18 protein-coding genes and 1 pseudogene are annotated in these 21573 nt (G+C 64.7%); 15 read left to right on the forward strand and 4 right to left on the reverse strand.

Annotated elements, in window-relative coordinates; genetic code table 11:
* Position 1 precedes the first annotated feature (1 nt).
* The gene (locus tag IWX75_RS05180; RefSeq protein ID WP_196821165.1) at positions 2 to 898 is read left to right on the forward strand and encodes a glycosyltransferase family 2 protein; all 897 of its coding nucleotides are present in this window, start codon (positions 2 to 4) and stop codon (positions 896 to 898) included.
* A gap of 3 nt (positions 899 to 901) precedes the next feature.
* A complete protein-coding gene (locus IWX75_RS05185; protein ID WP_196821166.1) occupies positions 902 to 2368 on the forward strand; it encodes a lipopolysaccharide biosynthesis protein in 1467 nt (488 codons plus the stop codon).
* On the opposite strand, the gene IWX75_RS05190 is transcribed toward IWX75_RS05185, so the two are convergent.
* From IWX75_RS05190 to IWX75_RS05200, 3 genes are all read right to left on the reverse strand, one after another.
* Positions 2365 to 4500, reverse strand: coding sequence for an acyltransferase family protein (locus tag IWX75_RS05190; protein WP_196821167.1), 2136 nt, complete (start codon positions 4498 to 4500; stop codon positions 2365 to 2367). The genes IWX75_RS05185 and IWX75_RS05190 overlap by 4 nt on opposite strands.
* 153 nt (positions 4501 to 4653) lie before the next feature.
* On the reverse strand, positions 4654 to 7302 hold the full coding sequence (locus IWX75_RS05195; RefSeq protein WP_196821168.1) for a GH25 family lysozyme: 2649 nt from the start codon (positions 7300 to 7302) through the stop codon (positions 4654 to 4656).
* Positions 7303 to 7411: 109 nt separating this feature from the next.
* Positions 7412 to 10270 (reverse strand): M43 family zinc metalloprotease, encoded by a 2859-nt coding sequence (locus tag IWX75_RS05200; RefSeq protein WP_196821169.1) that lies wholly within the window; start codon positions 10268 to 10270, stop codon positions 7412 to 7414.
* A gap of 1099 nt (positions 10271 to 11369) precedes the next feature.
* Here IWX75_RS05200 and IWX75_RS05205 point away from each other — a divergent pair.
* The 3 genes and pseudogenes from IWX75_RS05205 to IWX75_RS17640 all read left to right on the forward strand — a co-directional run bounded on the left by IWX75_RS05205 (position 11370) and on the right by IWX75_RS17640 (position 13429).
* Positions 11370 to 11600 carry a hypothetical protein gene (locus IWX75_RS05205; protein ID WP_196821170.1) on the forward strand — a complete coding sequence of 77 codons (231 nt, stop codon included), beginning with the start codon at positions 11370 to 11372 and terminating at the stop codon, positions 11598 to 11600.
* Positions 11601 to 11818: 218 nt separating this feature from the next.
* A pseudogene (locus IWX75_RS17635) lies at positions 11819 to 12838 on the forward strand (glycoside hydrolase family 5 protein); the annotation flags it as partial.
* Positions 12839 to 13117: 279 nt separating this feature from the next.
* A complete protein-coding gene (locus IWX75_RS17640) occupies positions 13118 to 13429 on the forward strand; it encodes a cellulose binding domain-containing protein (protein ID WP_334684149.1) in 312 nt (103 codons plus the stop codon).
* A gap of 65 nt (positions 13430 to 13494) precedes the next feature.
* Here IWX75_RS17640 and IWX75_RS05215 read toward each other — a convergent pair whose 3' ends face one another.
* Positions 13495 to 13755 carry a hypothetical protein gene (locus IWX75_RS05215; protein ID WP_196821171.1) on the reverse strand — a complete coding sequence of 87 codons (261 nt, stop codon included), beginning with the start codon at positions 13753 to 13755 and terminating at the stop codon, positions 13495 to 13497.
* Between the two features lie 285 nt (positions 13756 to 14040).
* Here IWX75_RS05215 and IWX75_RS05220 point away from each other — a divergent pair, with 285 nt between their 5' ends.
* The 10 genes from IWX75_RS05220 (at position 14041) to ftsX (ending at position 21573) form a co-directional block, all read left to right on the forward strand.
* Positions 14041 to 15267, forward strand: a complete 1227-nt coding sequence (locus IWX75_RS05220; RefSeq protein WP_196821381.1) for a CpaF family protein — start codon at positions 14041 to 14043, stop codon at positions 15265 to 15267.
* Entirely contained in the window at positions 15264 to 16121 is an 858-nt protein-coding gene (locus IWX75_RS05225; protein WP_196821172.1) for a type II secretion system F family protein, read from the forward strand. Before IWX75_RS05220 ends, IWX75_RS05225 begins: the two co-directional genes overlap by 4 nt.
* Complete coding sequence (locus tag IWX75_RS05230) at positions 16118 to 17059, forward strand: type II secretion system F family protein (RefSeq protein WP_334684121.1); 942 nt, start codon at positions 16118 to 16120, stop codon at positions 17057 to 17059. Before IWX75_RS05225 ends, IWX75_RS05230 begins: the two co-directional genes overlap by 4 nt.
* 39 nt (positions 17060 to 17098) lie before the next feature.
* A complete protein-coding gene (locus IWX75_RS05235) occupies positions 17099 to 17314 on the forward strand; it encodes a hypothetical protein (protein WP_196821173.1) in 216 nt (71 codons plus the stop codon).
* Entirely contained in the window at positions 17315 to 17710 is a 396-nt protein-coding gene (locus IWX75_RS05240) for a TadE family protein (protein WP_334684122.1), read from the forward strand.
* On the forward strand, positions 17691 to 18173 hold the full coding sequence (locus IWX75_RS05245) for a hypothetical protein (RefSeq protein WP_334684123.1): 483 nt from the start codon (positions 17691 to 17693) through the stop codon (positions 18171 to 18173). Before IWX75_RS05240 ends, IWX75_RS05245 begins: the two co-directional genes overlap by 20 nt.
* 47 nt (positions 18174 to 18220) lie before the next feature.
* Complete coding sequence (locus tag IWX75_RS05250; RefSeq protein WP_334684124.1) at positions 18221 to 18634, forward strand: pilus assembly protein TadG-related protein; 414 nt, start codon at positions 18221 to 18223, stop codon at positions 18632 to 18634.
* A 42-nt stretch (positions 18635 to 18676) separates the two neighbouring features.
* Positions 18677 to 19792 carry a peptide chain release factor 2 gene (gene prfB / locus IWX75_RS05255; protein WP_196821175.1) on the forward strand — a complete coding sequence of 372 codons (1116 nt, stop codon included), beginning with the start codon at positions 18677 to 18679 and terminating at the stop codon, positions 19790 to 19792.
* A 168-nt stretch (positions 19793 to 19960) separates the two neighbouring features.
* Positions 19961 to 20665: a cell division ATP-binding protein FtsE gene (gene ftsE, locus IWX75_RS05260; RefSeq protein ID WP_196821176.1), complete on the forward strand. Its 705-nt coding sequence runs from the start codon at positions 19961 to 19963 to the stop codon at positions 20663 to 20665.
* Positions 20662 to 21573, forward strand: coding sequence for a permease-like cell division protein FtsX (gene ftsX, locus IWX75_RS05265; RefSeq protein WP_196821177.1), 912 nt, complete (start codon positions 20662 to 20664; stop codon positions 21571 to 21573). Before ftsE ends, ftsX begins: the two co-directional genes overlap by 4 nt.

The raw sequence follows: 21573 nt of genomic DNA on the forward strand, positions 1-21573 counted from the left end.
CGTGACGATTGATGTAATGCTGCCCTACTACGGTGATGTGGCGATGATGAAGGCCGCGGTCGATTCGGTCCTCTCGCAGGCCGACCGGGATTTCAAACTGACAATCGTCGACGACGGCTATCCGGACGAATCGCTCCCCACCTACTTCGCGGGCCTCACCGCCGGCGACAGCCGCATCAGTTACTCGCGTAACGAGCAGAACCTGGGCGCCAACGGCAACTACCGCAAATGTCTTTCGTTGATCGAACACGAGTATGTGGTCATCATGGGCGCCGATGACATCATGCTGCCGAACTACCTCGAGACGGTACGCCGCGGGTTCACGGACCCGACGGTCAGCATCGTCCAGCCCGGCGTCGAGGTCATCGACGAGAACGGCGCTGTCTACCGGCCGCTCGGCGACAAGGTCAAGGACTACCTCAGGCGGCGCGCCGTCGGAGACAGCAGCGACGCCGTCCTCGCCGGAGAGGCTGTCGCCAAGAGCCTCATCACCGGGGACTGGCTCTACTTCCCGTCGGTCGCCTGGCGCTCGGACGCTATCCGGAAGCACAGCTTCCGCGAGCAGTACGACGTCGTCCAGGACCTCGCGCTGGCGATGGATATCGTCATGGACGGCGGCAAGCTGATGGTCACGGACACCGTGTGCTTCCAGTACCGGCGGCACCGCGAATCCGATTCCTCGGTGAAGGCCCTCGACGGACGGCGGTTCGCCGAGGAACGCGCGTTCTTCGACGAGTGTGTTCGCGACTTCCAGCGGCTGGGGTGGCAGAAAGCGACGCGCGCCGCGCGGCTCCACGTCTCGTCACGCCTTCACGCCCTCACCCTTGCGCCCAAAGTCATCGACAAGCGCATGTGGAACGGGTTGCAGAAGCTTGCCACCCACGCCGTCAAACCGTAGAGCGTGACTGACCGGCAGGAGACTCCCCGGCGCGGGATCGCGGGCAGGAGGTCTGCCCTCCTCTACCTGTTCGGGTCCCTCCTCCAGGGTCTTGGACTGATCCTGATCCAGCCGTTCGCCATCCGGCTGCTCAGCGAACTCCAGTGGGGCCTGGTAGCCACCTCCATCGTCCTCATCCAGGTCGTCGTCGTCCTCCTGTCGGCAGGTTTGCCGCTCGCGATCAGCCAGTTGTGGTTCGACCAGGACAACGGCCGCAACCGGTCGCTCGCAATGTACGGGTTCCTGGCGATCGCATGCCTCGCGGTGGGTTGCGTCCTCGCTGTCGCTGCCGGCTTCCTCGGAAGGAGCGAAGCCACCGGAACTCCCTGGACGATCGTCCTGGCGATGGTCATCATCGGGTTGCTCGGCACCGTGCTCGGCGCGCAGGCGGTGTTGAGGGCACAGGACCGCCCGGTGGCCTTCGTGGTCCTCAGCGTATGTTCGTCAGTCCTTGCGAACCTCGCGGGACTCGGCGCCATCCTCGTCGCGGGCAGGACGGCTCTGGTCTACATCGTTGCCTACGGAGCCGCCGTGGTGGTGTCCGTCGTCGTTGCCCTGGTCCTCGTGCGGCCGCGTCTGCCGTGGAAGGTACCAGGCATGACCCGCGCGTCCATGAGGATAGCGGGCCCCCTGCTTCCGCACACCGGCGCCCTCATGCTCCTGACACAGGGCGCCGTCCTGCTGCTGGCGCAACTATCTGGAGCCTCGATGGCCGGCCAGTATGGTGCCGTACTCATTTTTGCGCTCGGTCCGTTGACGATCCTCAATGCGCTCAACAATTCCTGGTCCACCCGCATCATGTCCGCGGATCCCGCTGAGCTACAGGCGAGGATACGGGAAGTGGCCGGTGAAGCCGCCGTCATCGCGCTCGTGGTCGGTCTGCTGGCCACCTCCGCAGCCAATGTCGGCGCCCATGTGCTGACGACGGACCCCGGGTCACTGGTCCAGGTTGCGCAGATCCTGCCCGTCGTTTCGCTGGGCTACGCGCTGTTCCTGGTTGCCGGTAACGTGCTGTACGTCGTGCACCGGACGCGAGTGATGGCTTTCGTCACTCCCGCAGTCCTGTTACTGACCACTCTTCTTGCGCTCCTTCCCGCGACGACGCCCGCTTTGGCGCTGTTGGCCGGTGTCCACGCTGCGGGCTTCGCCGTACTCGGGGCGAGCTACCTGATCGCGGTCCGCAGGTATACGCCGGCGGAAGCGTGGCCTTCGTCGGTCTTCCTCTACTGCGGAGCAGCCCACGTGCTCTATGCGGCCGTGCTCTGGTTCGCCCCGGTCACCCTCCTGTGGGGAGTGGTGGAGTTGGCCTCGGTCGTCGTCGCTATCGGCGTTGCCGGCCTCCTCTGGCTCCGGCGCAGGCGTTCCGGCTCCGCCGCGGAGCAGGCGGCTGCGAGCGATGCCCGGCGAACGACGGGAACCGCGGGGGACTAGCCCGCCCTGGCTGCTTCGAAGCGCTCCGAGAACAGCGGCACGAGGGAACGGATGTAGCTGCGGGCCACGTGGTCAGTATCGTAGAACACATGAAGTCCCCCGATTGCCGCATAGCACTTGTCGTCCGGGCAGAACCGGTCCGACAGGTCGATGACCTTCGCCCCCGGTTCATCCATGTCGTACACCGCCTCGGCAAGCGGGTCGAGGGGTAGTGCCTTGGTCTTGTCGTTCGCACACGCCAGGGGATTGTTGCTGTTGAGCGAGAGGCATTCGGGGGTGGAGCGGTTCAGGGTCAGGGGCGTGTCCCGGATGACGTGAACCTGTGTGCCGTTCGCGGTCCATTGGCCAACCCTTTCGCGGAAGGCTTCGCCGTACTGCTCGAGCTGCGAGCGGCCGGTGCCGTCGTCGATGGTCTCGCCCGCTGCGAAGGTTGCGAGGAAGACGGTGTCCGGCCGTTCAGCAAGGATCCGGTCGGAGACTTCGGCGCTCCATTCGAGGCAGCGCCTCTGGAACGCGGCGTCGGTAGTCCGTACTCCCAGGAAAGCGACCCGCTTCACGTCGACGAGCGGGCATCCACCCATCAGGCTCGCGTTCACCTGCCACTTGTGCTGGCGGGCCAACTCGAAGACGCCGGCCTGCCATTGCTCCGCATGTGAATCTCCCACGAGCCACACCGTCTCCGACACTTCCTCGCTCCCCGAGAAATCGCAGGCACTGAGCAGTTCCTGCTCCCGGACGCGGATGGGGTCCTCGTGGGGCAGGCAGTCGCCGGAGGCGAACCAGGGCGCCTCGTCCTCCCCGACATTGTCCACGTCGGGGGGTCCGAACGGATCAACGCAGTCATGTGCAGGGTCAAGGCTTTTCGCACCGAAACAGTCCCCGCCTGAGATTGCGTCGAGCTTGCCCAGCTCGGCTTCCTGCGCAGCGGCTCCGCCTGCCATCATCGCCGCGCTGGCCACGCACACGGTGGCCATGGCGATCGCTGTCCAGCCGAGTACCCTTCGGGTAGTGCCCCCGACGAGAAGCTTCGTTCGTCCCGGGTCCTCGATATATTTCTTGCTGAGCGCAGCGAGGAGGAGTGCGACGACGGCGACACCGACCTTGTCGACGTCGGTCAGGTTGCGGTTGATCACGCTCGGCAGGAGGATGATCAGCGGCCAGTGCCAGAGGTAGAGGGAGTACGACACGTTACCGACGAACTGGATCGGTGCCGTTGCGAGGGGATAGTTGGGTGACCACAGCGGGAACCGGGGGCCCGAGCAGATGACGAGGACCGTCCCGAGAACCGGGACAACGGCCGCGTAGCCGGGGAAGTACGTTTCCTCATTGTAGGAGAAGGCAGCCAGCATGATCAGGGCGAAGCCTGCCCACTGCATCAGGCCCGCCAGAATGCCGGACCGTCCCAGTCTCGCCGGCAGGGAGGCTGCGGCTGCTGCGACAAGGGCGCCGGCAGCGAATTCCCAGACACGTGCGGGCGTCACGAAATAGGCTTCGCTTCGGCTCGCGTAGGTGAAATAGATCGAGAAGGCCAACGACGCCGTGCCGACGGCGGCGAGGCCCAGGACGAGGATCCGACGCCGGCCGAGGGAGAAGCGTCGGGCAAGGAGGAAAAGTACCAGCAGGAAGACGGGCCACACGAGATAGAACTGTTCCTCGACGGAGAGGGACCAGTAGTGCTGGACCGTCGACGCAGCAGTGTTCTGCGCCGAGTAGTCGATCGACTCGGACGCCAGCCACCAGTTCTCGACGTAGAGGGTTGCTGCGATCGTTTCGCCGGCGATGGTCGGCCAGCGCGAGAACGGCAAGAATACACAGGCGCCGATCAGGGAAATGACCGACACCACCAGGGCGGCCGGCAGGAGCCTCTTGGCACGGCGGGTGTAGAACTTGCCGAGCGAGATACCCCCGGTCCTCTCGAGCTCGCCCATCAGGTGCTTGGTGATGAGGTAGCCCGAGATGACGAAGAAGACGTCGACGCCGACATAACCCCCGGGCAGCACCTGTGGCCACAGGTGGTTGAGTACCACAAGGAGCACAGCTATCGCCCGCAGGGCCTGGATGTCCCGCCGCGGGGTGGTTCCGGTCGCTGCCCGGCGTCCACCGTCCTGAACGGACGGGAGTTGATCGATCACGCAGTCTCCTAGCGACTTTTGCTGCACCGCGAGGAAACGGAGCCGGGTCGGGGATCCCGCGGTATCAAGGATACCGCGGGATCCTGGGCAGTAGCGGCACTCGACGCCGGTCCCTTGCCGGCTGCCAGCGCCCCTACCGCGCTATTCCGGCTCTTATTGTCGAACCATCCGGACGCCGTTGGTGGGGGTCCAGGTGAGGGTTCCGTTTTGGAAGGGTTGGGTGCATTGGGTGTTGGTGGTGCAGGTTTGGGTTTTGGTGGGGTAGCCCAGGGCACCGTTTTCGGCTCCTTGGGCCCGGTAGGTGGTGCGGATGGGTCCGGTGATGGTGGAGTGGGCTTCGGTTCTGGGGGACCAGAGGATCTCGCCGTTTTGGAAGGACTGGTAGCAGCCGCCGTCCCTGATGCCGCAGATTTCGGTGTTGGTGGGGTAGCCCAGGGCACCGTTTTCGGCTCCTTGGGTCCGGTATGTGTTGCGGATGCCGCCGTTGCGGGTGATCACGGGACCGGTTTTGGGGGACCAGAGGATCTCACCGCGTTGGAAGGACTGGTAGCAGCCGCCGTCCCTGATGCCGCAGATTTCGGTGTTGGTGGGGTAGCCCAGGATCCCGTTCTCGGCTCCTGCCGCCCGGTAGGCCAGGCGGATACCGCCGCCGCGGCTGAGGTGCGCTCCGCTGGCGGCTGACCAGAAGATCTCGCCGTTTTGGAAGGACTGGTAGCAGCCGCCGTCCTTGATGCCGCAGATCTCCCGATTGGTGGGGTAGCCCAGGATGCTGCTTTCTGCTCCTGCTGCCCGGTAGGCGGTGCGGATGGCGCCGTGGTGGGTGATCTGGGTACTGGTGGTGGGGGACCAGAGGATCTCGCCTCGTTGGTAGGCCTGGTAGCAGCCGCCGTTTCTGAGGCCGCAGGTCTCGGCGCCGGTGGGGTAGCCCAGGATGCTGTTTTCGGCTCCTGCCGCCCGGTAGGCCAGGCGGATGCCGCCTTGCCGGGTGAGGTGCGCTCCGCTGCCGGCGGACCAGAGGACCTCGCCGCCCTGGTATGCCTGGTAGCAGCCGCCGTCCCTGATGCCGCAGATTTCCCCGCTGATGGGGTAGCCCAGGATGCCGTTCTCGGCTCCTGCAGCCCGGTAGGCGGTGCGGATGGCGCTGTTGTAGGAGATCCTGGCTCCACTGGCGGGGGACCAGAGGACCTCGCCGTGCTGGAAGGTCTGGTAGCAGCCGCCGTCCTTGATGCCGCAGATTTCCCCGTTGGTGGGGTAGCCCAGGATGCTGCTTTCGGCTCCCGCTGCCCGGTAGGCGGAGCGGATCTCGCCGTTGCGGCTGAGGTGCGCTCCGCTGGCAGCGGAGTAGAGGATCTCCCCGCCCTGGAAGGACTGGTAGCAGCCGCCGTCCCTGATGCCGCAGCCCTGGGCGCTCACGGGGTAACCCATGGGCCCGTTCTGCGCACCGGAATCAAGCCAGGCCTTGCGCAGGGGACCGTTCAACGTGGCCGCCGCGCCGGAGCCGGCTGACCATAACACTGCACCATTGACATAGCCCCGGTAGCAGCCGTTGTCCTTCAGGCCACAGATGACATCCGACACCGGCGTACCCAGGGCCGGTACCGCCGCCGCAGCACCATCAATGAACGGCTTCGCCACCGCCTCCCGCGACGGAGGCACCGAAACTGAGGGCCCGTTGCGTGCGAAATCCCGGAGGCTGGCAAGATCACCGCGCCACTGGTTCCAGTCGCCCACTACGGGGCCGGAATCGGTGTACTGCCACAGGCTGTAGTTGCTCCAGCCGGACGGCATGGTGCCCGCCGTGGAGTTGCTGTATCGCGCCAGGTGGAGGGGGTGGTCCGAGAAGGCCCGTGAACTGCCGGTGCACGTGTTCCACCAGTCAGCCGTCGTGTAGATCATGGGTACGCGTCCGGTGAGCTGAACCATCCGGTCGGAGAAATCCCGAATCCAGGTGACCATCTGCGACGCCGTCATGTTGTAGCAACTGTTGCCCAGGGATGGGTACGGGTTGTATTCGACGTCGAGCAGCGGAGGCAGAGTCTTCCCGTCAGCGGACCAGCCGCCTCCGTTCTTGACGAAGTACTCGGCCTGGGTTTTCCCGTCGGAGAGGCTGGGTGTGGCGAAGTGGTACGCCCCGCGCAGCATTCCTGCGGAACCAGCTCCGGCATACTGCTGGGTGAAGAATGGATTGAGATAGTTGGTGTTTTCGGTGGCCTTGACGTAGGCGAAGCGCGATCCGTAGTTCCAGGCACCGGTCCAGTCGACCGCGCCCTGGTAGCTGCTCACATCCACGCCGAGCACCCCGGTAGGCGTCCAGAAGTTCGTCGCTGCAGCGAATGAATCTGTATCAGGAGAATCCAAGGCCGCTCCTGCCCCTGCCTTCGCGGTCGCCCACAATCCCTGCTCCTCGCTGGTGGGTACCTGTGGATCGCCGTGCTCCGCTATCCGGGCGAGTCCCTGGCCGAGGGTTGCTCCCTGCAGCCTCTGCTTCAGCTCATCCTCCGCCGAAAGTGCCGGGGTGCCGGGCTTCGGAGCTTCTGCCGCAGGCACTTCTGCCGGAGTGGGCGCGGGCACTTCGGTGGCGGACACCTCGGGCACCGCCTGGGGTGGCATCGGGGCGGCTTCGGCCGAGGGCTCAGGTGTCGCCGTCGGAAGCGCCCCCTGCGTTCCGGAAGGAACCGATTCGCTCGACTGCTGCGATTCGACGGTGTTAGCCACAGCAGCGACCGGTGCTGTCAGGCCGACCAGCAATGATGCGAGCAGTGCGGACCGGCGTGCCAGGCGCAAGGTGTTCGATGATTTCACGGCAGTGTCTCCAGATCAGTAAAGCTGTGGAACAGGTAGCGGGTCCGCCCGCAGCCGCACCGGAGTTCCGATAGCTCGGATTCCGGCGGAGGCGACGGGCGGCTGCTCATCATTTGGAACGCGAAACCACGCCGTTGGTGGGGGTCCAAGTGAGGGTTCCGTTTTGGAAGGGTTGGGTGCATTGGGTGTTGGTGGTGCAGGTTTGGGTTTTGGTGGGGTAGCCCAGGGCACCGTTTTCGGCTCCTTGGGCCCGGTAGGTGGTGCGGATGGGTCCGGTGATGGTGGAGTGGGCTTCGGTTCTGGGGGACCAGAGGATCTCGCCGTTTTGGAAGGACTGGTAGCAGCCGCCGTCCCTGATGCCGCAGATTTCGGTGTTGGTGGGGTAGCCCAGGGCACCGTTTTCGGCTCCTTGGGTCCGGTATGTGTTGCGGATGCCGCCGTTGCGGGTGATCACGGGACCGGTTTTGGGGGACCAGAGGATCTCACCGCGTTGGAAGGACTGGTAGCAGCCGCCGTCCCTGATGCCGCAGATTTCGGTGTTGGTGGGGTAGCCCAGGATCCCGTTCTCGGCTCCTGCCGCCCGGTAGGCCAGGCGGATACCGCCGCCGCGGCTGAGGTGCGCTCCGCTGGCGGCTGACCAGAAGATCTCGCCGTTTTGGAAGGACTGGTAGCAGCCGCCGTCCTTGATGCCGCAGATCTCCCGATTGGTGGGGTAGCCCAGGATGCTGCTTTCTGCTCCTGCTGCCCGGTAGGCGGTGCGGATGGCGCCGTGGTGGGTGATCTGGGTACTGGTGGTGGGGGACCAGAGGATCTCGCCTCGTTGGTAGGCCTGGTAGCAGCCGCCGTTTCTGAGGCCGCAGGTCTCGGCGCCGGTGGGGTAGCCCAGGATGCTGTTTTCGGCTCCTGCCGCCCGGTAGGCCAGGCGGATGCCGCCTTGCCGGGTGAGGTGCGCTCCGCTGCCGGCGGACCAGAGGACCTCGCCGCCCTGGTATGCCTGGTAGCAGCCGCCGTCCCTGATGCCGCAGATTTCCCCGCTGATGGGGTAGCCCAGGATGCCGTTCTCGGCTCCTGCAGCCCGGTAGGCGGTGCGGATGGCGCTGTTGTAGGAGATCCTGGCTCCACTGGCGGGGGACCAGAGGACCTCGCCGTGCTGGAAGGTCTGGTAGCAGCCGCCGTCCTTGATGCCGCAGATTTCCCCGTTGGTGGGGTAGCCCAGGATGCTGCTTTCGGCTCCCGCTGCCCGGTAGGCGGAGCGGATCTCGCCGTTGCGGCTGAGGTGCGCTCCGCTGGCAGCGGAGTAGAGGATCTCCCCGCCCTGGAAGGACTGGTAGCAGCCGCCGTCCCTGATGCCGCAGCCCTGGGCGCTCACGGGGTAACCCATGGGCCCGTTCTGCGCACCGGAATCAAGCCAGGCCTTGCGCAGGGGACCGTTCAACGTGGCCGCCGCGCCGGAGCCGGCTGACCATAACACTGCACCATTGACATAGCCCCGGTAGCAGCCGTTGTCCTTCAGGCCACAGATGACATCCGACACCGGCGTACCCAGGGCCGGTACCGCCGCCGCAGCACCATCAATGAACGGCTTCGCCACCGCCTCCCGCGACGATTGGCTGTTGATGGTCACGGTTGCGTTCGTGCCGAGGGAGTCGATACGCACCGTGGTTCCCCTGGCGGTGCGGAAGGTCGATCCCTGCTGCCAGGCGTGGTTCTGGTTGTAGTAGCCGCTGAACCGGTAGCTCGACGGGGTCAGGGCCAGGGATGCGGCCTCCGGCCAGTCTCCGCGAGCGTCCTTCTTGTGGATCATCACACCGCGGTTGTTGTCTGTTGCGCCGGCGTCGTTGGCACCGGAGGGGTTGCGGTACGAAAGGTAGTAGGTCTCCCTGCTCGCGGGATCGACGAACTTCACGGCACGCCGTGCCGCGGTTCCGCCCCAGGGCTGGAGGGTGAAGGCTTTGCTTCCCTCGATCACTCCCGCGTCGAGGATTTCATCCCCGCGGCCGAATCCGCCGTATTCCCAGAGGTAGGCGTTGATAGGCGGCGTGGTGTACTGCGCCAGTCCCATCAGGTCCATGGTGTCTCCGTAGTCCCGGGAGTCACATGCGGAGTCGCCCCAGGTGTTGTTCGGAGATGCGATATCACTGCTTCCGGTGGAGCACTCCAGGCTGTTGGCGTGGTTCAGTCCGAGAACGTGCCCGAATTCGTGGGTGACCACGTTGTTGGTGAACCCGGACGGCACCGGCATGATGACCCTGCCGCTGTTGGAGCCGTCGGTGAATCCGCCACCGAGCACTCCGCCGGCGAACTGAGCCACCGGAACATAGACCACGAGCGCGTCATTCGGGGTGGCGGTCCACTGCAGCTTCGCGGTGATCTTTGCCATGAGGTCGTAGTACTGGTCGGTGCTGTTCGCCGTGATGACCACGTCCCGGTATTCAGGTCCGAACTGCATCCCGAGCCGGTTGGCCGACGCGGCCCGCCAGTAGTCGTTCGAGGCGAGGATCGACTGCTTGGCCTGGCTGAACTGGAAATCCGAGATTCGATTGTTGGGTGCGCCCGAGAGCACTACCGTGACGAGCGTGACGGTGAAAGTGCCGCTTCGCTGACCGAATGCGGCCGCCGATCCTGCAGGGGCGCCGGATGCACTCTTTGCGGAGTCCGACGGCGCAGCCAGGTGCTCTCCCAGGACCGGATTGAAGCCGGGCTGACTCATGGGGTCCGCCAGGGGCTCCACGGTGACCGCGCTGTCCTTGGTGCCCGGCTCCGCGGAGGGCGAAACCGTCGCAGGGGTGCTCGGGGCTTCGCTCGGGACTGCTGCCGGCTTGCTCGGTGAGATGGCCGCCGGGTCGCTCGGTGGGACGGCCGCCGGCTCGCTTGGTGGAAGGAGCGGCTCGATCGCAGGGCCGGGTACAGGTGCCGACGGAGATGCGGTCGGAGCCGGGGGCTCGAGGGATGCAGCGACTGCGGGCATTGCGCTACTCAGGAGTGCGAGGGACAGGACGGCCGAAAGAACAAGTCGTGACGGGGAAGCAAGGAACAAGAGTTTCTCCAGCGGGACATGGGCGTCGGCCCAGGCGAGTGAAATCCCGAGAAGACTACAGTCCTGTTACAGATGTGAAAGGGGTTCCTGGAGTGAATTAGCAATCCTAGGTCTTTCTTGCGGGTTTCTTTCGTATCCCCCGGGCGTGTCACCGTCGGACAGTTGCTTTTGCGCTCAATACAATTGCTTTGCCTCTCCCCTTTGTCCGCTCGCCCCGACGGCCCGCTCGCCCCGACGGCCCGTCCGGCCCGTCGGGGCGGCCCGAGGGTGCGCGGGGTCGCCGAAACCGGGGAGCACGGTAACCTTGCTCGGACTCGCGGATACCGGGTGACAGCTAGCCGGTGCAATAGGGGCACGCCCGCCCGGTAGGAAGCTCCATCACGCGCAGCGCCTGCAACGGGACGATCGTCCTTCGCTCAGGGCCGCATGAGCCAGGACCGACCGCTGACCTTCTGCCGCCCTTCGACTCGATGAAGCGGACCGGCCCGGCTGGGATGCCAGCAGCAACGTCGCTCAGGCGTTCGCCGCCATCGGCTGGTCCGCTGCAGGAGGTGCAGATCACCGCGAGAAAACGATCCAGGTCCTCGAGGCGATTCTCAGCGCATAGCTCGGGGGCCGGCGAGATGGCCAGCACTATGTTCCCCTGGCGATCCTCGCGTTTCTCGCACCCGGGAAGCGCGACAGTCGACGTCGTCGCGCTGGAATGGTGCGGCCTGAGTCTGTGTCCATGTGAAAGCCCGCCCGCGGCGGGCTTTCCTGGCACTCCGCCTACGGAGCGGTACGGAACTTCCGGATGGGTGAACTTCGCCGTACAACGCTCGTTCAGTGCATGAAGCCACTGCCGTCCCTGCCGCGATCGTACTTGCCGCAACTCGTACAGCGCCTATACCTTGCGCTGCCATCCTCGGTGGATTCCAGGTGCCAGACGTGGCGCAGGTTCAGTTTGCACATCAGGCTCTGGAGCATCGCTCTCCGTTCTGAAGCACGCATCGCATGCAAGCCGGCGGGGTTCAATTCTATGCGGGGTCCCATGGAGCGGCTAGGGACAGGGGAGCGGACGGCCGCGGAGCTCCTGGGCAAACTGCACCGCATCGACATCGCCGACGACGGCATGGGCGCCGTGCCGGCGAAAATTGCACCGGAACCGGGTGCGGAATGTCCGGCAGGATGTGCCTGCGGTATCCACGATCTTCCCTGCCGTGGTGGCCCGATGCTGCCCCAATGGTTCGATCCGCGGTGGCGTGAGCGCCCTCGTGTCTAACGCACGGCCGCCATTGGTCGATCGTCCCCTACGAGGGTACGCCGCACACAGGTTGTCGGGCGCACTTCACCGGGAGTGCCCGGCATGACCTAGTACCAGTAGACGGAGAAACCATGAGGAAAACGTCCACCCCCACCGCGGCGGTTCCGCCCCATCGGTTCGTCGAACTGCTTGGCACACGCGGGACCAAGGCAGCAGCCCCCGTTCTCGTCGCCCTGATGGTGCTGAGCGGCTGTAGTGCCCCAGCTGCTCCGGCCACGCTCGATGAGGTTCGAGTCGCGGAAACGGGCACAGCAACCGCCGACTGGTTGCACACCGATGGCAGCGCCATCAAGAACGCCGACAACGAGACCTATGTGGTGAAGGCCGCCAACTGGTTCGGTCTCGAAACCGACCAGTGCGTGCCGCACGGCCTGTGGACGCTGAAGATGAACGACGGCCTGAAGCAGATCAAGTCGATGGGCTTCAATACCATCCGGTTGCCGTATTCCAACGAGTGCATCACCTCGGGCCGGGTCAGCACCGACACGAACTTCTGGGCCAACCCGGACCTGAAGGACAAGACGCCCCAGCAGGTCATGGACATCTTCATCGCCAGGTCCAAGGCCAACGGGCTCAACGTCATCCTCGACCGCCACCGCCCCTCGTCGTCTTCACAATCCGAGCTTTGGTACACCGGCGCCGTCAGCGAGGCGAAGTGGATCGCCGACTGGAAGATGCTGGCCGACCGCTACAAGAACGAGCCCACCGTCATCGGCATGGACCTGCACAACGAGCCGCACGGTGCAGCACGATGGGGAGGCACCAACCCGGCGACCGACTGGCACGCCGCAGCCACCCGCGCCGGCAATGCCATCCAGACCGTGAATCCGAAGCTCCTGGTGATCGTCGAGGGCGTCGAAGCCCAGGGCGATGACACCTGGACCTGATGGGGCGGCGGACTGAAGGACGTCAAGACCAAGCCGGTGAAGCTCACCGTGCCGAACCAGGTCGTCTACTCCCCGCACGACTCTCCGCAGTCCGTGTACGCCCAGAAGTGGTTCAGCGCCCCCGCCTACCCGGCGAACCTGGCCGGGCTCTGGGACGCGAACTGGGGCTACATTGCCAAGCAAGGCATCGCCCCCGTCCTGGTTGGCGAGTTCGGATCCAAGCTCGAGACCCAATCCGACAAGCAGTGGATGACGGAAATCGTCAAATACCTGGGCAGCAACGGCATCAGCTTCTCCTACTGGTCCTTCAACCCGAACAGCTCCGACACCGGTGGCCTCGTGAAGACCGACTGGCGGACCCCGGAGTTCACGAAGCTCGCAGCACTGAAGCCGATCCTCGACGGCACCCCGCCGGTCGTCGTCGCTCCTCCAGCACCAGGTCCGGCCCCGACAGCTACGGCTACTCCTGCCCGAGTGCCAACGGCCCCGGCTCCGGTGCCCACGCCGAGGCCCACTGTTGCACCAGTGCCGTCTCCCACACCAGTTCCGACGGCTCCTGCGCCTGGGCCGACCACCCCGCCGGCACCGGTGGCGGGAGTTCCGAAGCTTGACGCCACGTGGGGGCTGCAGAGTTCATGGTGGGGCGGGCACACCGCGACGCTGAGGCTGACAGCCAAAGAGGCGGTGAGAAGCTGGTCGGTTACCTATGCTGACCCGAACGTCACTCGGATCCCCACCTCGTGGGGCATGAAGTGCTCGTTCATCCCGAAAACCTCGATTACGTGTGTCGGGGCCGACTGGACGACGTCACTGAAAAAGGGCCAGACGGCCAGCGTCGGCCTGCAGGTCGACGGAGTGAAGCCGCCAGTCAAACCGGTGCTCAGGGTCACCACGAAGTAGATCCGACAACGGCAGCGTCCAGGCAGCCGGTCGCTCGGCTTCCCCCGCTCTGTCATGTGCGGGGGTTACAGGCGATCGGTCGAGCTCCTGCCTGCGGACTTCGTCTGGTACGGCCGATTCACCAGGCAGTCCGTCACCAGGATCAGGCTCACAAGCAGGCAGGCGACCCGAAGTATGAATGCGGCATCGGACGCTGCAGCGGTGTGAATCGGCGCAGCAGACACCGCTTCACCGCCCAGGCTGCCGAGGACCGTTAGCACGAGGATGGCCGAAATGAACTTGAGCGGGGAGTCGACACGTGCGAGTGTCTTCGCGATGAGGTCCATCAGGACACGGTACGCCCGCCAAAACAGGATCGGAATCGCACAGCAGTCGAAAGGGCGTCGCAGATGTCATCCGGACAGCTATAGCCGCGCGCGGCATGGGATCCGGTCGTGGGCGACGCAGGTAGAGCGGAAGTGCTGGGTCTGAAATACAGGTAGTTCGCTTATCCACATGTGCTTACTTACTCTGTCCCGGTGCTTATACCGCGCCTAGGGTGAGGGGGGTCGGCTGGAGCCGGCGCGCAGGACCACCAAGTGGGTCTGCCAGCTACCGGATGGGGGTGCGCCATGGACGGTGTCCGCATTGTCGAGGATGAAGTGCGCGAACTCATTCGAAGGCGAGGTCTGGACCCCGCCCGTCAGGTGCAGGAAATCCTCTCCCTTGTCGATGCGGCCGTGAATGACTATGACGAACGGTCGATCCTCGGGGTGCTTCCGCCCCTGGGTCATCTGGAGCATGCCCGAAAATATGTTTTCGATGCGGTGGCCGGGTTCGGGGCGTTGCAGCCGTATCTTGATGATCCGACGATCGAGGAGATCTGGATCAACGCCCCGTCGGAGATATACGTGGCGCGTGCGGGAGAATCCGAATTGGCTGCCTTGACGTTGACTGAGCAGCAGGTGCGGGACCTCGTGGAGCGGATGCTGAAGTCGTCCGGAAGGAGACTTGACCTCTCGTCGCCCTTCGTGGACGCCTCGTTGCCCGACGGTTCGCGGCTCCACGTGGTCATTCCGGATGTCACCCGACGGCATTGGGCCGTGAACATTCGGAAGTTCATTGCCAAGGCCACCAGGCTGGAACATCTCGTGGATCTCGGGACGCTTTCTCCCCAGGCTGCGCTCTTCCTCAAGGCAGCAGTGGCCAGCGGCCTCAATATTCTTGTTTCGGGAGCTACCCAGGCCGGGAAGACGACGCTCCTCAATTGCCTGGGTTCGGCAATCGGTCCGCGGGAGCGAGTGGTCACGGTCGAGGAAATCTTCGAGCTTCAACTGCCGCTGCGCGACGTGGTGGGACTGCAGTGCAGGCATCCGAATCTTGAGGGCCATGGCGAGATTCCGTTGCGGAGACTCGTCAAGGAGGCTTTGCGGATGCGGCCCGACCGGCTGATCGTCGGGGAAGTCCGGGAAGCGGAGAGTCTGGACATGCTGATCGCGCTCAACAGCGGGCTGCCCGGGATGTGCAGCGTCCATGCAAATAGCGCGCACGACGCCATCACGAAAATCTGCACCCTGCCGCTGCTCGCCGGCCAGAACATCTCAAGCGCCTTCGTGGTCCCCACGGTCGCTTCCTGCATCGACCTGGTCGTGCATTGCGCCAGGGTGAGCGGCGGCGCACGCCAGGTTCTGGAAATAATGGCCCTCGGCAGACGTGTGGAGAACGGGATCATCGAGTCATCTTCGGTTTTCCGGCGTGTCAACGGTCGATTATTGGTCAGCGCAACGTCGATGCCCGCCGAGGAGAAGTTTGCCGAAGCGGGAGTGGACGTAGCAGCCCTCCTCGGGGACCGCTCGTGAGAGCCGCCCTCGGACTCTGCATGGGGACGGGACTATTTCTCATCTGGTGGTCCTGCTGGGTCACTGGTGCCAGCCCTGCAGGAAAAGGGAAACGACGGCGCCGCTTCGATGAGCTCCTGGTCCGCGCGGGAGTGGAACGGGTTTCATCGGGAGGCCTCCTGGCGAGTTGCGCCGCGCTCGCGGCATTCGTTCTCCTGCTGATCCTCGTGCTGACGCGATCCCTGCCCATCGCCCTGTGTTTCTCGATTTTCGGCGGGTTCATCCCTCTCGCTATCGTGCGGTGGAGAGCTGCCAGGAGGACCGCTTCCCTGCGGGAACTCTGGCCGGATGTGGTGGATCACCTGCGGTCGGCTATCCGGGCAGGTCTGTCCCTGCCTGAGGCACTCATCCAGTTGGGGGACAAGGGTCCGGTTGAGCTCCGGCCGGCGTTTCTGGCGTTCGGGTCGGACTATCGTGCGGGCGGCCGGTTCGATGACTCACTGAGCCGCCTCAAGGACCGACTGGCCGATCCCGTCGCGGACCGCATCATCGAGGCACTCCGGATGACGCGGGAAGTAGGCGGCTCGGACTTAGGAAGGCTGCTGGGTACTCTTTCGGAGTTTTTGCGGGACAGCGCCCGGACTCGAAGCGAACTCGAGGCACGGCAATCCTGGACCGTCAACGCAGCACGCCTTGCGGTCGCGGCGCCGTGGTTCGTCCTGATGCTCCTTGCTACCCGGCCCGAAGCAGTACGGGCCTACAACACTGCCACCGGTTCGCTGGTGCTCCTCGGAGGGCTGGTGGTCTCGGTGGTGTGCTACCGGATCATGTTGAAAATCGGTGCATTGCCTCAGGACGAGAGAGTCCTCCGGTGAGCACCCCGTTGGCGCTTCCTCTGCTGCTCGGTGGAGCGATGGGAGCCGGCTTGTGGCTGATTATGGTGCGGGTACCGATGATGCGCCGTGTACGTTTCGAGGACCGCATTGCTCCTTCCCTGAGGGCGGTGGAGGTCCAGTCGCGTCTACTTCTGCCTCAGGCCGGTCCGCTCACGCCGTTCGTGCCGCTCGAGCGGATCATTCGCCCGCTCCTCGCGGATGCTGTCGGCTGGTTCAACAAGTTCAATCCGGCATCAACTGTTCTTGCCAAACGCCTGGTGCAGGCCGGGAGCGGGCAGTCGGTCCTGGATTTCCGGGCACAGCAGATTCTCTGGTCCGCTGCAGGACTGGCCGGCGCCACCATCGTCATGGTGCTGTCCTCGGCAGCGGGGCGGGCAAGCGTCCTGTTCGGCGTCGTCGTCATACTTTCGTGCGGTGCGGGCGGATTCCTGTTGAGGGATTTCCTGCTGTCCAGCCGAATTCGAAAACGTGAAGCGCGAATGGTCGCGGAGTTTCCCAGCCTTGCGGAGCTGATGGCGTTGGCCGTCAGTGCGGGGGAGAGCGCCACCGGGGCGCTGGAAAGGATCTGTCGCACCGCCAATGGTGAGCTTGCGGGCGAGTTCTCCCGGGTGCTGGCGGAAACGAGGGCTGGAATGCCGCTCATCGAGGCCCTGCAGGAATTCTCCAGGCGCACGCAGCTGGCACCCCTGGCCCGGTTCGTCGATGGGCTCAGCGTCGCAGTTCAGCGCGGCACCCCGCTTGCCGATGTGCTGCGTGCACAGGCACAGGACGTCCGGGACATGGCCAAACGGGAGCTGATGGAGTCGGCCGGCAGGAAGGAAATCGCCATGATGGTTCCGCTGGTCTTCGGCGTGCTCCCGTTGACCGTTCTCTTCGCCGTCTACCCCGGCCTTGCACTCATCAACCTAGGTTTCTAGCATCAACCCGAATCCCCGACCGATCGGCAAAGGATGAAAATGCGCAGGTTCAGCAGCCCCTTCCACAGACTCTTTGTCCTGCTCCTGGGCACCATGCTCCATGGGAGATCCACAGGCGACAGCGAACGGGGGGACGTCCCCGGCTGGGTCATGATCACCCTGATGTCAGCGGTGCTGGTGGCCGGTCTACTGGCGCTCGCCGGTCCGGCACTCCAGGGACTCTTCGAATCGGCAATCAGCCAGGTGTCGCCCTAGGTGCTCGAGTCCAGGTTCACGCGCAGGTCTGCCGAAGACGGGACAGCCGTGGTGGACTTCGCGCTGATCGGAGGTCTGCTGACCGTGATCTTCATCGCGATCGTGCAATTGGCACTTGTGCTCCACGTGCGCAATACCCTGATCGATGCGGCGTCCTCGGGTGCGCGGTTCGGAACACTCGCGGACCGTACAGCCGGAGACGCGGAGCAGCGAACGGCGTCGCTCATTTCACTCGCCCTCGGCGATCGCTTCAGCGAGGAGATCGCCGTGGAACAGTCCGACGTCGGCGGGGTGCAGACCCTGGAGGTCGTCGTCCGTGCGCCGCTCCCGGTCATCGGACTGATCGGGCCCGCTGGGGTCCTGGAGGTGAGGGGCCGTGCGGCCTTCCCGCCCTGAGTCATCCGGAGCCTGCCGCTTTCCCCTGGTCCGCATCGTCAAGGGAGTGGCAGCACGGGAGGCCGGCAGCGCAGTTGTTGAATTCACCTTCCTCGGTCTTCTCCTTCTCGTCCCCGTCGTCTACCTGGTACTGACGGTCGGGCAGCTCCAGGGCGGGTCCTTCGCCGTCGTGGGTGCAGCCGACCAGGCGGCGAAGGTGTACGCCGACGCCGAGACCGCGGAGCAAGCGGACCTGCGGGCACGCCAGGCGGTGATGCTTGCCGTGTCTGATTTCGGCTTCTCCGGCGAGCAGGTCCTGATCGATATCGCCTGCGAGGGCGTGTGCCTGTCGCCTGCCTCGAGTGTCACGGTCGTCGTCGAACTGCAGGTGCCGCTGCCCCTCATCCCTACCATGCCCGGCATCAACACGTCGGTTGCGAGCCTCACGTCCACCGCCACGCAGATTGTCGAGCGGTACGGATGACGCGTCCGGGGAAACTGCTGCGGATTCGGGATCACGAAGCCGGCCAGGTGAGCGTTCTGATCATCGGCTATGTCCTCGTCTCACTGCTGGTGGTCACCGTGGTGATGGCGATATCCGCCGTATATATAGAGCATAAGAAGCTGTTGTCCGTAGCTGACGGAGCAGCCCTGGCGGCGGCAGACTCGTTCGGGATCGACGTGACCTCCGGCGGGTCCGCCGTGCCCCTGCCTTCCTTGAGCGGACCGGCAGTGCGGGCGGCAACGGGTGCGTACGTGGAGCGCACGGGTGCCGGTGGACGGTTCAGCGCGCTGGCGATCGACGCCGCGACGGGTGCACCGGACGGCAGGACCGCGCGCGTGGTCCTGACCGCCGTCGTCCATCCTCCGGTGGTCAGTATCCTGGTGCCCGCGGGAATTCCCATCACTGCGGTGGCGGACGCGCGTTCTGAACTGACACGCTGAGCTGACGCGCCCCCAAGTCCCATGACGTAGGCTGGAACCACCATGGCAGCCACTGATTTCCCAGCAGAAATACGCGCCCTGCGCGCCAAATACATATCCATCGAGCAGGTATCCGATGTTGAGGGCATCCGCAAGGACATCGCCGAACTCAGCGAGGAAGCCGGTGCTCCGGATCTCTGGGACGACCCCTCCGCCGGGCAGAAGGTCACCTCGAAGCTTTCCCACCGGCAGTCCGCACTCGAGCGACTCGAAACCCTCGAATCGCGCATCGAGGACCTCGAGGTCCTCGTGGAGCTTGCCCAGGATGAAGCCGATGCGGACTCCCTGGCCGAGGCGGAACGGGAACTGGTGTCCCTCAGCAAGGCGCTGGACGACCTCGAGATCGTCACGTTGCTCGCGGGGGAGTGGGACGAGCGGGAAGCAGTGGTGAGCATTCGGTCAGGCGCCGGGGGAGTAGACGCGGCGGACTTCGCCGAAATGCTGCTGCGGATGTACCTCCGCTGGGCGGAACGCCACGGGTACCCCACCCAGGTCCTCGACACCTCCTATGCGGAGGAAGCCGGGCTCAAATCGGCAACCTTCGAGGTGAAGGCTCCCTACGCCTTCGGCACCCTGTCGGTGGAAGCGGGCACCCACCGCCTGGTCCGCATCAGCCCCTTCGACAACCAGGGCCGACGACAGACCTCGTTCGCCGCCGTCGAAGTCATCCCGCTGATCGAGCAGACCGACGTGATCGAAGTGCCGGACAACGAGATTCGCGTGGATGTGTTCCGGTCCTCCGGGCCGGGCGGGCAGTCGGTCAACACCACCGACTCCGCGGTGCGGTTGACGCACCTTCCCACGGGGCTGGTGGTGTCGATGCAGAACGAGAAGTCCCAGATCCAGAACCGCGCCGCGGCCATGCGGGTGCTGCAGTCGCGTCTTCTCCTGCTCAAGAAGGAACAGGAGGATGCCGAGAAGAAGGCATTCGCCGGTGACGTCAAAGCCTCCTGGGGAGACCAGATGCGTTCCTACGTCCTCAACCCGTACCAAATGGTCAAGGACCTGCGGACCGAGCACGAGGTGGGCAATACTTCGGCGGTCTTCGACGGTGAGATCGACGACTTCATCGATGCTGGCATCCGGTGGCGCACCAATAACCGGAATGCCGAGCAGTAAGGACCCACCGGCGTAGGCCACCGATTCTAAAAGAAACAGTTGCCACAGGGGTCACAATAGTAACTTCACGGCTATAGTCGAATAGCTGGCGGACCCTTCCTCGGCACATGCCAGTGCCCTGCAGCGCGGTTCCGGGCAAAGCAGCCATCACTCAGACGCAAAGCAGCCATGATCAGATTCGACAACGTCACCAAGATCTACGACCAGAAGTCGCGCCCTGCGCTGCAGTCGGTCTCCCTCGAGGTCAACCGCAGCGAATTCGTGTTTCTGGTCGGCGCCTCCGGATCAGGCAAGTCCACCTTCATCCGACTTGTTCTGAAGGAGGACAGTGCCTCGCGCGGCGCCGTCCACGTGGCAGGCCGTAATGTGGCCGATATCCCCGGCTGGCGCGTGCCGCGCCTCCGGCGGGGCATCGGCGTCGTCTTCCAGGATTTCCGCCTGCTTCCCAACAAGACCGCCTTCGCGAATGTGGCCTTCGCCATGCAGGTCACTGGAAAGAGCCGCACCGTCATCCGGGAAACCGTGCCGGATGTGCTTCGGATCGTGGGCCTCGAAGGGAAGGGCAACCGCATGCCCCATGAATTGTCCGGCGGAGAGCAGCAGCGCGTGGCCATTGCCCGTGCCATCGTCAACAAACCGGCGATCCTCCTCGCGGACGAACCCACCGGAAACCTTGATCCCACCACGTCCATGGGCATCATGCAGATCCTTGAGCACATCAATCGGAACGGCACCACGGTAGTGATGGCCACTCATGACAACACCATCGTCAACTCACTCCGCAAGCGTGTGGTGGAGCTGCGGCACGGCCAGGTGGTGCGCGATGAAGCGCAGGGCATCTATGTAGGCGACATCCGGGCAGCGGCCGGATGAGGGTAGCGTTCATCCTCTCCGAAGTTGCCTCGGGACTCCGGCGGAACCTTTCGATGGTGATCTCCGTGGTGCTCGTCACCTTCATCTCCCTGACCTTCGTCGGCGCCGCCGGGCTCCTCCAACTTCAGATCAGCCAGATGAAGGGGTACTGGTACGACCGCGTGCAGGTCGCTGTCTTCCTGTGCGTGGACAATTCGACGTCGCCGACCTGCGCGGCAGGCCCCGTCACCGCGGAGCAGCGGGACGCCATTGGAACCCTCCTCGGAGGTGAGAATCTCAGCCAGTACGTCGCTGCGGTCGAGTACGAATCGCAGGACGACGCCCTCGGCCACTTCCAGAACCAATTCGCGAACTCTCCCATCGTCGAATCCGTGACGGCCGATCAGCTGCCGGAATCGTTCCGGGTGAGCCTTGTGGACGCAGAGAAGTACGAAATCATCGATGAGGCCTTCTCTTCGCTGCCGGGAGTCGACGTCGTCAGCGACCAGCGCGAACTGTTGGAGAAAGTCTTCTCCGTCATGAACAGGGCCTCACTCGGTGCCCTGCTCATCGCCGGTGTCATGACCCTGTGTGCGGTATTGCTGATCGCCACCACCATCCGTCTCTCAGCGTTCAGCCGCCGCAGGGAAACGGGGATCATGGCCCTCGTCGGGGCGTCGAAAACGATCATCCAGCTTCCGTTCGTCCTGGAGGGTGTGATCGCCGCCGTGGCCGGCGCCCTTCTGGCTTCCGGCACCCTTTGGCTTTCAAGCAACTTCCTGATTGCGTGGCTCGCCCGCCTCTATCCGGAGACCGCTTTCATCTCAACTCAGCAGGTCCTTCTGCTCCTGCCGGCGCTCATCCTCCTGGCTGCTCTCCTGGCGGGGGCATCCTCCCTGCTGGCTCTCCGGCGTTACGTGAAGGTCTAG

The sequence above is a fragment of the Arthrobacter sp. CAN_A6 genome (assembly GCF_015751715.1).
In the GTDB taxonomy this organism is placed as follows: domain Bacteria; phylum Actinomycetota; class Actinomycetes; order Actinomycetales; family Micrococcaceae; genus Arthrobacter_D.